Genomic DNA, 13,475 nt, shown 5'->3' on the forward strand with positions numbered 1-13,475 from the left:
AGCGATAGCCGGGTAACCGTTCCGCTCGCGGTCCATTCGCACGCGGCGAAGAACCAACCCGGCAGTCACGGGGCCGATTTTAGCTCAGCTCGCGTTGCTTGCGCCGCAGGAATCCCCGCTCGGCAGAGTTCTGCGTCAGCTCGATCGCGCTCTGATAAGCCAGGGCCGCCTCCTTCGCACGCCCCAGCCGGCGCAGCAGGTCCGCGCGCACGACGTGGTACACGTGGAATCCATCGAGCCCGAGCGAATCGACGAGCCCAAGCGCCACCTGCGGACCGTCGATCTCCGCCACCGCGACCGCGCGGTTGAGCGCCGTGACCGGAGTAGGCGCGATCTCCATCAAATGATCGTAGAGGCGCAGGATCTGCGACCAGTCGGTGGCGGCGGCGATCGGCGCGTCGCAGTGCACCGCGTTGATCGCGGCCTGGAGTTGGTACGGGCCCGGCCGGTCGCGCTTCAGGCAGCGGCGCACCAGTTCCTGCCCCTCGGCGATCAGCGCCCGGTCCCACAGCTCGCGGTCCTGGTCGGTCAGCGGCACCAGGCTCCCGTCCGGGCCGGTGCGCGCGGACCGGCGCGCCTGCGTGAGCAGCATGAGCGCGAGCAGGCCGAGCGCCTCCGGCTCGTCCGGCATCAGCTCGACCACCAGCCGGCCGAGCCGTACCGCCTCCGCGCACAGATCGTCGCGCACCAGCCGCTCTCCGGAGCTGGCCGTGTAGCCCTCGTTGAAGATCAGATAGACCACCGCCAGAACGGCGCGCAGCCGGTCCGGCAGATCAGCCTCCTTCGGTACCCGGTACGGGATGCGCGCGGCGCGGATCTTGCCCTTCGCGCGCACCAGCCGCTGCGCCATCGTCGGCTCCGGGACGAGGAAGGCGTGGGCGATCTCGGCCGTGCTCAGGCCGCAGAGCAGACGCAGCGTCAGGGCGACCCGCGCCTCGGGAGAGAGGGCCGGGTGGCAGCAGGTGAAGATCAGCCGCAGCCGGTCGTCGTGCACGGGGCCGTCCTCCTCCGCGCTGTCGTCGGTGCCGGTGATTCCTACCGCGCCGCCGATTCCCGCGGTGCCGGCGGTTCCCCCGTAGTCACCGAGCAGCAGCGCGGCCCTGGTCTGGCGCTCCTCTCGCGAGGACTCCCGGCGCAGCCGGTCGATCGCGCGGTTGCGGGCGGTGGTGATGATCCATCCGGCCGGGCTCGGCGGAGCGCCGTCGGCCGGCCAGCGCTCCGCCGCGACCGCGAAGGCGTCCTGGACCGCCTCCTCGGCGAGCTCGATGTCGCCGAAGGAGCGGACCAGGACAGCCACCGCGCGGCCGTACTGCTCGCGGAAGACCCGCTCGATCGCCGAGCCGGCCTCCTGATCCGGTGCCGTCACGCCGCGCTCAGCGCCCGGTCGGCTCGTCGAAGCGCTCGGAGTCGTCGACGAACGGCCGCACCTCGATCGGCAGGCCGATCACCTGGGCCAGCTTGCGGCCCCACTCCAGCGCCCCGTCCAGGTCGGCCGCCTGGACGATGGTGAACCCGCCCAGGTACTCCTTGCCCTCGATGAACGGGCCGTCGGTCATCAGGACCTCGCCGTCCTTGCGCCGCAGGACCGTGGCCGTGCTCGGGGCGTGCAGGCCGCCGTTGAACACCCACGCGCCGGCGTCTTTGGCCTCCTGGATCACGTCGGCGACGCCCTTCATGATCGGGCCGAGCACCTCGGGCGGCGGCACGGGGCCCTCGGGGGTGTAGATGCTGAGCAGGTACTTGTTCATGGGAAGCTCCATGTCGTCTCGGGTTGGCGGCCGCCTTCCGGCCGGCCTTCACCCTCTATACGAACGGCCGGCGGCCGGATCGACACCGGTGCCCGAGATTTTTCTCCGATTCTCGGCCGACCGGCCCCGAGACGCGAGCCGGGCGCGGCTCAGACGGCGATGTTCGCGTAGTACACCTTCACCGCGTAGCCCTGCGCGGTGGGACTGGTCGGGATCGGCACGAACGAGACGGTGCCGGTGCCGCCGCAGGGCAGGTTCAGCGTGGTCGGGATGGGCACCTCGACGAAGAAGTTCTTGATCGCGACGGGCGGGTTGACGGTGGAGGCGACCGCGCCGCTGAACAGCGCGTCGATCTGGTCGGCGGCCGAGCCGGTGTAGCCGACGAGGCTCGAGGTCGGCGGGACGACCGCGTACGCCTCGACGTACTGGCCGGAGATCGGGTGACCGGTCTGTCCGGGCTGGTACGGGCCGGGGCAGATCACCTTGATGACGGGCGCCGTGCCGGTGGCGGCGGCCTGCGGGTTGACGGCGGCGGTGAAGTACATGTTCGGGCCGACCGGGATCGGGTCCTGAACCGGGTCGGCGGAGGCGGCCGGCGCGGCCAGCCCGGCCAGGGCGAGTGCGGCGAGCGTGGGTATCAGCGCGCGCATACGTGCGGTCATGAGCGACTCCTTCGGTGCAGCGAGGAAGAAATTGCGAACCAAGGGGTGCAAACGCGCATGGGTAAGGGTATTGCGTGACGAGTCAGGGTTTTTACCCCGAACCGCCAGCGCGGATCGTAGGAGACCACTGACTTAGTGTCAACGCTCGGCCACGCGCGGACCGCACGGCCACGCCCGAGCAGCATGGGGCAATGCGATCGATCAGTCTCGACGTGAAACCGCCGCGGCGAGCTTGCCGAGCGAGTGCGCGATGCCGAGCCGGACCACCGGGCGCACCAGCGGCCAGCCGATCCGGCCGAGCACCCCGAGCGGCAGCTTGATGTCCTCGGTCCAGGTCAGCCTGCTGACACCGTCGCCGGCGTCCGCCACCTCGAACGCCCCGCTGCCCTTGAGCAGCCGGCCGGTGTGCTCGACTAGGCAGCGATGCGGCGGCTCCCAGGCCGTGATCACCATGGTGTCCAGGAAGCCGATCGGGCCGATGCCGGTCCACGCCTCGATCCCGCCGCCGACCCCGCGCCCGCCCTGCGCGGTGCCGCGGACCCGGGTCCCGAGCATCCACCCGCTCTGCCGCTCCCAGTCGGTCGTCGCGTCCCAGACCTCTTGCACCGGGGCGGACACCAGCACGCTGACGGAGAGGTGAGCGGTGGCCATGACCGGATCATCTCACGACGGCGACGGACTCGGCGGGAAGGTGAACCCGGCTCGCGCCGTCGTGTGCCGCTTCGACGCGGACCGCCTCGTCGGAGGCGAGCAGCACGGACTCGATCGGTCCGTCGAGGTCGACGGTCTGAGCGCTGGAAGCGAGGTTCACCGCGATCCGTACCGCGCCGCGCGTGACGACCAGCCAGCGCGCACGTTCGTCGAACGCGACGCGCACCTGCGCGAGCTGCGGATCGTGCAGGTCCGGTTCGCTGTGCCGCAGCGAGATCAGCCGCCGGTACCAGTCCAGCAGCGCCCGGTGTCCTTCGTCGGCGATTTCCGCCCAGTCCAGCTTGGAGCGGGCGAACGTGTCAGGGTCCTGCGGATCGGGCACCGATTCGGCGTCCCAGCCGTGCCGGGAGAACTCGCGGCGGCGCCCGTCGCGCACCGCGGCCCCCAGCTCAGGCTCCTGATGGTCGGTGAAGTACTGCCACGGCGTCGCGGCGCCCCACTCCTCGCCCATGAACAGCATCGGCGTGAAGGGAGCGGTGAGCAGGAGCGCCGCGCCGACGCGCAGCAGCGCGGGGGAGAGGGCCGCGGTGATCCGGTCGCCGGTCGCGCGGTTGCCGATCTGGTCGTGATCCTGGAGGAAGGCGACGAAGCGGTCGCCGCCGAGCAGGGTGGTGTCCACCGGGCGGCCGTGGCTGCGGCCGCGGAACGAGGACCAGCCGCCGTCGTGGAAGTACGCGCCGGTCAGGGTTTTGGCCAGGCCGCCGAGCGAGCCGAAGTCCGCGTAGTATCCGTGGCGCTCTCCGGTGAGCAACGCGTGCAGCGCGTGATGGAAGTCGTCGTCCCACTGCGCGTGGACCCCGTAGCCGTTGTGCGATCGCGGCGTGATGATGCGCGGATCGTTCAGGTCCGTCTCGGCGATCAGGAACAGCCGCCGGCCTAGTTGCGCGGCGAGGATGTCGACTTCGATCGCGAGCGCTTCGAGGATGTGCACGGCGCGGGTGTCGGCCAGCGCGTGCACCGCGTCGAGCCGCAGGCCGTCGAGGTGGTAGTCGCGCAGCCAGTGCAGGGCGTTGCCGATGATGAACGCGCGCACCTCGTCCGATCCGGCGTCGTCCAGATTGACCGCGGCGCCCCAGGGCGTGTGGTGCTTCTCGGTGAAGTAGGGTCCGAATTCGGCGAGGTAGTTGCCGCTCGGTCCGAGATGGTTGTAGACGACGTCGAGCAGGACGCCGATGCCGCGCGCGTGACAGGCGTCGACGAAGCGGGCCAGTCCGGCGGGGCCGCCGTACGGCTCGTGCACCGCCCAGAGTGCGACGCCGTCGTAGCCCCAGCCGTGATCGCCGGGGAATGCGGCGACCGGCATCAGCTCGATGTAGTCCACGCCGAGCTGCGCGAGGTGGTCGAGCCTCGCGATCGCGCCGTCGAACGTGCCTTCCGGGGTGAACGTGCCGATGTGCAGCTCGTAGATCACCGAGCCGGGAGCCGTGCGGCCGGTCCACGCCGTGTCGGTCCACGCGAAGCCCTGCGGATCGACCACACGGCTCGGGCCGTGCACGCCGTGTGGCTGGTGCGGTGAGCGCGGGTCGGGCCGAGCCGGGCCGCCGTCGAGCGAGAACGCGTAGTCGGTGCCTGGTCCGGCGGACGGCGCGTCGAGTTCCCACCAACCGTCGTGCTCGGTCGGCCCGTCCGGGTCGTCCTGGCCGCGCGGCGGTAGCGGGGAGCGGCGCGTCATGGCTAGGCGATCGTCGTCGATGAGCAGGTCAACCTGCTTGGCGTGCGGCGCCCAGACCTCGAACCGTGTCATAGCTCAAACACTGTCATAGCTCGAACACCGTCACAGCTCGTAACCGTCATAGCGCGAACACTGTCATAGCTCGAACACATCACTCCTCGTCCTGCCGGACCAGCAAGGCCACCGGCAGCGCGGCGGTAAGCCGCTCAAGCGGCAGCTCGTCGCCGAGCGCGCTGCCCATCTCGTAGGTCTGCCCCGTCAATGCGCACCGCCAGGTGCCGGCCGGAAGCGCGAGGGCCGTGCCGCGCCAGCCGCCGAGCCGGTCCAGGGTCGCCGGCAGCCTGGTAGCGATCGCGGCTACCCGGTCCCCGCGCAGAAAGGCGAGCACGTGGTCGGCGGCCGGTCCCGTCGAGAAGAGCGGGGTCTGATTCGCCCGGGCGCCGAACCACTGCGGATGGTCGCGCCGCGACCGGAGGGCACGGCTGACGACCAGCAGCTTCGCGTCCGAAAGCGTCTCCGTGGTGACCGATTCGCCCGCGTCCAGGGCGTCCAGGGCGTTCAGGGCGTCGAGGCGTGAGGCCAGGCCGGAGAAGTCGACCGGGCGGCGGTTGTCCGGATCCACCAGTGCTTGGAAGTCGATCTCTGAGCCCTGATACACGTCGGGCACGCCGGTCATGGTGAGCTGGAGCAGCTTCTGCGCGAGGCAGTTCGCCGCGGCGTACTGCGTCACGCGCCCGGCGAAGCGCTCGATCTCGCCGCGTAGCTCCTCGTCGTTCAAGACCAGCCTGGTGAAGTCCAGCACGGCCGTCTCGTAGGGCTCGTTCGGCGCGGTCCACGACGTGTGCACCTTCGCCTCGCGTACCGCCTTCGCCAGGTAAGGCAGCAGCCTGTCTTCGCCGATCGGCCAGCACGCGACCAAGGTTTGCCAGAGCAGGTATTTAAGCTCAGCGTCAGGGTATTGTTCGTCGCTCGCGGCCAGATCTTCGGAAGCGCTGGCGCGGGCGAGTTCGTCCGCGCGCGCCTGCCAGCCGGCCACTGCCGCCGCCCACTCCTCCGGCAGCTCGGACAGCACCGCGAGGCGGGCGCGCACGTCCTCGGAACGCTTGGTGTCGTGCGTGCTCAGCGTGGTCATCGCGGTCGGGTGCCGCGTCTGGCGCAGCGCGCAGAACAGATGGAAATCGGCGGGGGAGAGGGCCGGGCTGGCCGGGTCGGCGCCCACGTCCGCGGCCATCGGCAGCGCGCTCCAGCGGTACGTCGCGGTGTCCTCCACACCCTTGGCCGCGACCGCGCCGCAGACCTGTTGGAACCTGACCTGGAACTCGTCGCGCAGTTGATCGCGCGGCCCGATCCGGCCGAGTGCCAGGTCCCGCACCACGGCGAGCGTGTCGTACCGGTCCTCGGGCAGCGTCGCAGCGGCCTGCGCAGCCGCGGCCTCCAGCAGCTTGATCGACTCGGCGGGTGCCGGTTCGCCGGGCACGACGTACGCGCGGTACACGGGCAACGCGGCGAGCAGCGCCATGGCCGAATCGCGCAGCGCGGAGTGCGTGTGGTCGTAGAGGTCGATGTCGGTGCGGCAGATCGCGGCGAGCAGTTCGGTGAGCCGGTCGAGTTCGGCGTGGAGCACCTGGTCCAGCACGTGCGCCTTGGACTGCGCGACCACCGCGGCGAAGTCCTCCGGCATGTTGGTCAGCCCGGCGTGCAGCGCAGTGAGCCGGGATGCGCCGGCGGCGTCGGTGAGCACCGCGGTCAGGGCCCGCAGCGCGTCGTATCCGGTGCTGCCCGCGCACGGCCAGTCCTCGGGCATGGTCTCGTCCGGAGCGAGGATCTTCTCCGCGACGATCCATTTGCCCGGAGCGGCCGCCGCGAGCCGGCGCAGGTAGCCGCGCGGGTCGGCCAGCCCGTCCACGTGGTCGATGCGCAGCCCGTCGAGCACGCCGTGCTCCAGCAGGTCGAGCAGCAGCCGGTGCGTCGCGTCGAAGACCGCCGGATCCTCCACCCGCAGCGCGATGAGGGTACTGATGTCGAAGAAGCGGCGATATCCGGGCTCCTCCACCGCCACCCGCCAGTATGCGAGCCGGTAGTGCTGCGCCGTCACCAGCTCGGCCAGCGGAAGTTTCTCGGTACCCGGACGCAGCGGGAACACGTGGTCGTAGTAGCGCAGCACCGGCGCGGATTCGGGCACTGCCGGGTCGCCGGCCGGATCGATCTTCAGCTCGCCGGCATGCAGGCACTCGCCGATGCGGTGGCCGAGCACCGGCAGCAGCACCGCACCGCCCTGTGCTGACCAGTCGATGTCGAACCAGCTGGCGAACGGCGAGTCGGAGCCGTCGCGCAGCACCGACCACAGCGCCCGGTTGCCCGACTCGGGCACCGGCATCCCCATGTGGTTCGGCACGATGTCCGCGATGGCGCCCATGCCGTGCCGGTGCAGCTCGGCGACCAGGCGGCGCAGGCCCTCCTCGCCGCCCAGCTCGGTGTTGATCGTGGTGTGGTCGACCACGTCATAACCGTGCGTTGAGCCGGGCGCGGCCTGGAGGATCGGCGAAAGGTACGCATGCGTAACGCCGAGCCGATGCAGGTAAGGCACCACGGCTACCGCGTCGTTGAACGTGAACGCCGGAGACAGCTGTAGCCGATACGTGCTGACCGGTGTCGCGCTATTGCCGAATGTCGTGCTGTCAGCTGACACGTCGCAGCACCGTCACCGAGCGAGACTCGATCATCGTGGTCGAGCCGGGCTTGAGCAGCGGCCGGTCGCTGTATACCGGCATCGCGGTGTCCAGCACGCTCTCCCAAAGCTCGCCATAGTCCACAGGCGGCAGCGTAAACGGCAGCGGCTCGTGATGCGCGTTGAACAGCAGCAGGAAGGAATCGTCGCGCACCTGCTCGCCGCGCGTGTCTGGTTCTGCGATGGCGTTGCCGTTGAGGAACACGGTCATCGTCTTGGCGTAGCCGGTCTCCCAATGACGCGCCGTCATCACCACGCCGAACGGCGTAAACCACTGGATGTCCGGCAGGGTGCTGCCGGTGTGCTTGAGGATCCCGCCCTGGAAGAACCGGCGGCGGCGAAAGACCGGGTGCGCCGCCCGCAGCTTGGCCACCTTCCGGGTGAACTCAAGCAGCGTCTCGTGCTCGCGCGCCCCTTCCCAGTCCACCCAGCTCAGCTCGTTGTCCTGGCAGTAGGCGTTGTTGTTGCCGTGCTGGGTGCGGCCGAGCTCGTCGCCGTGCAGGATCATCGGCACGCCCTGGGACAGCAGCAGCGTGGCGATGAAGTTGCGCTTCTGCCGCTCCCGCAGCGCCAGCACCTCCAGGTCCTCGGTCGGGCCCTCGGTCCCGCAGTTCCAGGAGCGGTTGTGCGACTCGCCGTCCCGGTTGTCCTCGCCGTTGGCCTCGTTGTGCTTGTCGTTGTAGGAGACCAGGTCGTGCAGCGTGAACCCGTCGTGCGCGGTCACGAAGTTGATCGAGGCGATCGGCCGCCGGCCGTCGTCCTGGTACAGGTCGGAGGAGCCGGTCAGCCGGGAGGCGAACTCGGCCAGGGTGGCCGGCTCGCCGCGCCAGAAGTCGCGCACGGTGTCCCGGTAGCGGCCGTTCCACTCGGTCCACAGCGGCGGGAAGCCGCCCACCTGGTAGCCGCCCTCGCCCAGGTCCCAGGGCTCGGCGATCAGCTTGACCCGGGAGACCACCGGGTCCTGCTGCACCAGGTCGAAGAAGGCGGAGAGCCGGTCCACCTCGTGGAACTGCCGGGCCAGCGTCGCGGCCAGGTCGAAGCGGAAGCCGTCGACGTGCATCTCGGTGACCCAGTACCGCAGCGAGTCCATGATCAGCTGCAGCACGTGCGGATGGCGCATCAGCAGGCTGTTGCCGGTGCCGGTGGTGTCCACGTAGTAACGCCGGTCGTTCTCCGCCAGCCGGTAGTAAGCCGCGTTGTCGATGCCGCGGAAGGAGAGGGTCGGGCCCAGGTGGTTGCCCTCGGCGGTGTGGTTGTAGACCACGTCGAGGATGACTTCGATGCCGGCCTGGTGCAGCGAGCGCACCATCGCCTTGAACTCCTGTACCTGTTCGCCGCGCCGCCCGGTGGCCGCGTAGCCGTTGTGCGGGGCGAAGAAACCGATGGTGTTATAGCCCCAGTAATTGCGCAATCCGGAGGACACCAGCCGCTCGTCGTGCACGAACTGGTGCACTGGCATCAGCTCCACGGCGGTGACCCCGAGCGCGAGCAGGTGGTCGACGATGACCGGATGCCCGAGTCCCGCGTAAGTGCCGCGCAGCTCCTCGGGGATGTCCGGGTGGCGCATCGTCAGGCCCTTCACGTGGGCCTCGTAGATGACCGTCTCGTGGTACGGCGTGCGCGGCCTGCGCTCGTAGCCCATGCCGCCGTCCCAGTCGAAGTACGGATTCACCACGACCGAGCGCATCGTGTACGGCGCCGAGTCCGCGTCGTTGCGCGAGTCGGGATGGCCGAAGCGGTAGCCGAACAGCGCCTCGTTCCACTCCACCTCGCCGTCGAAGGCGCGCGCGTACGGGTCGAGCAGCAGCTTGTTCGAGTTGAAGCGCAGGCCGGCGCGGGGCCGGTGCGGTCCGTGCATCCGGTAGCCGTAGCGCTGGCCGGGGCCGACCCCCGGCAGGTAGGCGTGGTGCACGAAGGCGTCCACCTCGCGCAGCCGGACGCGTTCCTCCTCGCCCTTGTCGTCGAAAAGGCACAGCTCGACACGGTCCGCCGTCTCGGAGAAGACCGCGAAATTGGTGCCCGCGCCGTCGTAGACGGCGCCGAGCGGATAACCGAAGCCCGGCCAGATCTGAGTCACGCCGAAGCCCCCCTTTCCCTCGTTCTCGGGTTGGCTATTCGGCGACCACGAGGCCGGGCGTACGGTCCCAGCCGGCCAGCTTGAGCAGCTGGCGCTGGGGGACCGCCAACGAGCGGGCGATCAGCTTGCGGTCCTGCGCGGCGAGCCGGCGGGCCGCGCGGACCATCGCGAGCAGGCCTTCGGGGCAGGCGGCGCGCAGTCCGCCGAGGTTCACCGAGACGTTGCCCTGCACGCGCGCGGCGGCCTGGTCGAGGGCGCGGGCGAAGGCGTCGACGTCGGATAGGTCCAGTACGCCGGAAACGCTCAGTCCGGGCGGATCGGTGGTCGAGGTGAGGACGAGGGTGTCCTTGCCGATGGTGCCGACCATGGGCGCTTGTGCTCCGTCCTGTCGCTCGGCTGTTCCCGTGGAGCTGCGGCTCGATGGGCCACGCCGAGAAGGTGAAGCCGCATACCCGGGCCGGCGCGGCGGAAACGGTCTCGGCGGCGTGCAACTTTCCCGGCGCGCCGCGGCCGCGCGCCGCGCCGGGGACGCGAACGCCGCTGATGAGCAGGCCTGCCGGGATATCCGCCTGGAGTGGGATCGGCATACCGCCGTTGACGTACGAAACCGGGTTCGTGACTCTCACGGCGGCACGGCCGCGCGCTAGGCGCGGTGAGCGAGCCGGTGACGGCGGTCGGAGGAGTCATGCGAGCACATATGTCGGGGCGGCACAGAATCGCGGCCGGATCCAGGCGGGCGGGGCCCGGCCGGACGGTCCGGATCGGCTCTCGCCGCGTGCCGCTGCTGCGCACCCTGGTCGCCGGGGTCACCGCCACCGCCACGGCCGCGGTCACCGCGCTGGCGCTGGTGCCCTCCGCGCGCGCCCTCTCGACGAACGGCGAGTTCGACTACGCCGAGGCACTGCAGGACTCGATGCTGTTCTACGACATCCAGCGCTCCGGGCAGCTGCCGCCGGACAACCCGGTGGACTGGCGCGGCGACTCCGACCTGTCCGACGGCGCGGACCACGGCGTCAACCTCACCGGCGGCTACCACGACGCCGGCGACCTGGTGAAGTTCGGCCTGCCCGAGGCCTACTCGATGACCATGCTCGCGTGGGGACTGGTCGATTACGGCCAGGGCTACGCCGCGGCCGGCCAGACCCAGGCGGCGCTGTCCAACCTGCGCTGGGGCGACGACTACATCCTCTCCGCCTTCACCGGACCGACCACCTTCTACGGCCAGGTCGGCGACGCGAGCACCGACCACTCCTACTGGGGCCCGGCCGAGACCAACCCGAACACCCGGCCCTCCTACGCCATCACCGCCTCCTGCGCGGGCGCCGACCTGGCCGGTGAAGCTGCCTCCGCGCTGGCCGCCTCCTCGGTCGCGTTCAAGACCGCAGACCCGAAGTACTCCGCGCAGCTGGTCACCCAGGCGCAGAGCCTGTGGAGCTTCGCGAACAACTACCGCGGCAAGTACAGCGACTGCATTACCGGCGCGCAAAGCTACTACACCTCGTACAGCGGCTACTGGGACGAGATCGTGCAGGGCGCCATCTGGCTGTATCGCGCGACCGGAACCGCCAGCTGGCTGAACACCGCCGAGACCGACTACGCGAACCTGCCGCTGGCCAGCCAGTCCACGCTGCACGAGTACAGCTGGACGATCAACTGGGACGACGTCAGCTACGCCGACTACATCCTGCTGGCCGAGCTCACCGGCCAGGCGCAGTACGTCGGCGACGCCGAGCGCTTCCTGGACTGGTGGACCACCGGCGTGAACGGCTCGAAGGTCAGCTACTCGCCCGGCGGCGAGGCCTTCCTGGACCAGTGGGGCTCGCTGCGGTACTCCGCCAACGCCGCGTTCGCAGCCCTCGAATTCAGCGACTATCTGACCTCGAACGGCCTCGACGCGACCCGCGCCGCCACCTACCACAGCTTCGCCGTCGGACAGATCAACTACATCCTCGGCGACAACCCCAACCACGAGAGCTACGAGGTCGGCTTCACCAACGGCGGCGCCAACAGCAAATGGCCGCAGTTCCCGCACCACTCCACCGCGCACGACCCGTGGTCCAACAACCTGAGCACCCCGGCGCAGACCCGGCACCTGGCCTACGGCCTGCTGGTCGGCGGCCCGACGAGCGCGAACGACGCGTTCACCGACGACCGCACGCAGTATCAGTACACTGAAGGAGCGCTGGACTACAACGCGCTGTTCTCCGGCGCGCTGGCCAGGCTCACCCAGCAGTACGGCGGCACGGTAGCCGCCAACTTCCCGAAGGCCGAGCTTCCGGACGGCCCGCAGGAGTACATCCAGGCCGCGATCAACAACCAGGGCTCGAACTTCATCGAGATCAAGGCACTGATCAACAACCAGTCGGCCTGGCCGGCCAGGCCGATGCCGAACGCCAGCTTCCGCTACTACTTCACGCTCGACGCCGGCGAATCCGCCTCCCAGGTCACGTTGCAGTCCTCGTACAACCAGTGCCAGGCGCCCAGCGCGCCGACGCAGTACTCCGGCAGCACCTACTACATCACGATCTCCTGCTCGAACCTCGACCTCGAACCGGACGGCGAGGCCGACTACACCAACATCGACTACCAGGCGCAGGTGCAGTTCAGGCTGACCTTCCCCGCCGCGCACAACCCGGCCGAGGACTGGTCCTTCCAAGGCATCCCGACCACGACCAACGCCACACCGGTCACCGTCGGGGACATCCCGCTCTACTCCGGCAACACGCTGGTATGGGGCAGCGCGCCGAGCAGCACGACGCGGCCCGGCACGCCCGGGGCGCTGACTGCGGGCGCCGTCACCTCGACCGGCGCGACGCTCAGCTGGACGGCGTCGACCGCAGGCGGCAACGCGCTGGCCGGGTATGACGTGTACACCTCGGCCGGCACCCTGGTCGCGACCGTCAACGCGTCGACGACCTCGTACAAGGTGACCGGTCTCAACCCGAACCGCACCGCGCCCTACGGCTACTTCGTCACGGCCGTCGACACGCAGGGCGAGAGCTCGGCGGCCTCGAACGTCGCGCAGTTCATCACCTCCGGCAACACCTCGCTGACGGCCTCGGCGAGCACCGCGCCCTCGGCTCCGGGCACGCTGCTGGCCTCCTCGGTCGGCAGCAGCGGCGCGACGCTGACCTGGTCCGCCTCGACGCCGGGCAGCAGCGCGGTGTCCGGGTACGACGTGTATCAGCTCTCGCCGACGCCGAAGCTGGTCGCCACCACGGCCGCGACGGCGACTTCGTACTCGCTCACCGGCCTGGCCGCCGGGACCGAATACGCATACGAAGTGGCCGCGCTCGACGCGGCGGGCCGGATCTCGCCGGTACTGCAGGCGGCGGCGTTCACCACGCTCGCGTCCGGGGCCAGCCCCTCGCCGAGCGCCTCGGCCAGCGCCAGCCCGACCGCTTCCGCGTCAGCCAGCCCGTCGGCCTCGCCCTCGCAGTCCCCGTCGGCCAGCCCGTCCCCGTCCGCGTCGCCTTCCGCCAGCTCGACCGGTTCGGGCGGCGGGAAGTGCGTCGCGACCTACACCCTGGTCAGCAGTTGGCCCGGCGGCTTCCAGGCCTCGGTCACGATCGCCAACAACGGCAGCGCGGCCATCAACGGCTGGACGATCACGTGGACCTTCCCCGGCGACCAGAAGATCGGCCAGATATGGAGCGCCGGATACACGCAGACCGGAGAGCAAGTCACCGCGACCAACCTCTCCTACAACGGGACGATCGCTCCCGGAAGCTCGGTGAACTTCGGCTTCACCGGCAGTTACACCAACAGCGATGCATCGCCGACCTCGTTCACCGTGAACGGCGCCGGATGTCCGTAGTCCCTCTCCGATAACCCACACGAGGGCCGTTCCCGACCAGCGTCGGGAGCGGCCCTCGAG

The 13,475-nt window shown here is 70.0% G+C and carries 9 protein-coding genes; 1 reads left to right on the forward strand and 8 read right to left on the reverse strand.

The genetic code is table 11. The annotated features are described in order from the left end of the window. Positions 1–79: 79 nt before the first annotated feature. From VFA06_RS11020 to VFA06_RS11055, 8 genes are all read right to left on the reverse strand, one after another. Positions 80–1,366: an RNA polymerase sigma factor gene (locus VFA06_RS11020; protein WP_324840384.1), complete on the reverse strand. Its 1,287-nt coding sequence runs from the start codon at positions 1,364–1,366 to the stop codon at positions 80–82. A gap of 7 nt (positions 1,367–1,373) precedes the next feature. Beyond that, entirely contained in the window at positions 1,374–1,748 is a 375-nt protein-coding gene (locus VFA06_RS11025) for a YciI family protein (RefSeq protein ID WP_324840385.1), read from the reverse strand. A 149-nt stretch (positions 1,749–1,897) separates the two neighbouring features. After that, the gene (locus VFA06_RS11030) at positions 1,898–2,410 is read right to left on the reverse strand and encodes a hypothetical protein (RefSeq protein ID WP_324840386.1); all 513 of its coding nucleotides are present in this window, start codon (positions 2,408–2,410) and stop codon (positions 1,898–1,900) included. A 201-nt stretch (positions 2,411–2,611) separates the two neighbouring features. Further along, entirely contained in the window at positions 2,612–3,061 is a 450-nt protein-coding gene (locus tag VFA06_RS11035; protein ID WP_324840387.1) for an SRPBCC family protein, read from the reverse strand. A gap of 7 nt (positions 3,062–3,068) precedes the next feature. Continuing rightward, positions 3,069–4,865: a malto-oligosyltrehalose trehalohydrolase gene (treZ, locus tag VFA06_RS11040; protein ID WP_324840388.1), complete on the reverse strand. Its 1,797-nt coding sequence runs from the start codon at positions 4,863–4,865 to the stop codon at positions 3,069–3,071. A 79-nt stretch (positions 4,866–4,944) separates the two neighbouring features. Next, positions 4,945–7,482: a malto-oligosyltrehalose synthase gene (treY, locus tag VFA06_RS11045; RefSeq protein ID WP_324840389.1), complete on the reverse strand. Its 2,538-nt coding sequence runs from the start codon at positions 7,480–7,482 to the stop codon at positions 4,945–4,947. Continuing rightward, the gene (gene glgX, locus VFA06_RS11050; protein ID WP_324840390.1) at positions 7,472–9,598 is read right to left on the reverse strand and encodes a glycogen debranching protein GlgX; all 2,127 of its coding nucleotides are present in this window, start codon (positions 9,596–9,598) and stop codon (positions 7,472–7,474) included. The genes treY and glgX overlap by 11 nt, the downstream gene beginning before the upstream one ends. Before the next feature lie 34 nt (positions 9,599–9,632). Continuing rightward, positions 9,633–9,965 (reverse strand): hypothetical protein, encoded by a 333-nt coding sequence (locus VFA06_RS11055; RefSeq protein WP_324840391.1) that lies wholly within the window; start codon positions 9,963–9,965, stop codon positions 9,633–9,635. A 408-nt stretch (positions 9,966–10,373) separates the two neighbouring features. On the opposite strand from VFA06_RS11055, the gene VFA06_RS11060 reads away from it, so the two are divergent. After that, a complete protein-coding gene (locus VFA06_RS11060) occupies positions 10,374–13,415 on the forward strand; it encodes a glycoside hydrolase family 9 protein (protein ID WP_324840392.1) in 3,042 nt (1,013 codons plus the stop codon). The last annotated feature ends 60 nt before the right edge of the window (positions 13,416–13,475 follow it).

This window comes from Actinocrinis sp., assembly GCF_035653575.1.
GTDB lineage: Bacteria > Actinomycetota > Actinomycetes > Streptomycetales > Catenulisporaceae > Actinocrinis.

Coding starts and splice junctions, on each gene's coding strand:
- VFA06_RS11025 (WP_324840385.1), bottom strand. CDS start 1,748: ATGAACAAGTACCTGCTCAGCATCTACACCCCCGAGGGCCCCGTGCCG.
- VFA06_RS11030 (WP_324840386.1), bottom strand. CDS start 2,410: ATGACCGCACGTATGCGCGCGCTGATACCCACGCTCGCCGCACTCGCC.
- VFA06_RS11035 (WP_324840387.1), bottom strand. CDS start 3,061: ATGGCCACCGCTCACCTCTCCGTCAGCGTGCTGGTGTCCGCCCCGGTG.
- treZ (WP_324840388.1), bottom strand. CDS start 4,865: ATGACACGGTTCGAGGTCTGGGCGCCGCACGCCAAGCAGGTTGACCTG.
- VFA06_RS11055 (WP_324840391.1), bottom strand. CDS start 9,965: ATGGTCGGCACCATCGGCAAGGACACCCTCGTCCTCACCTCGACCACC.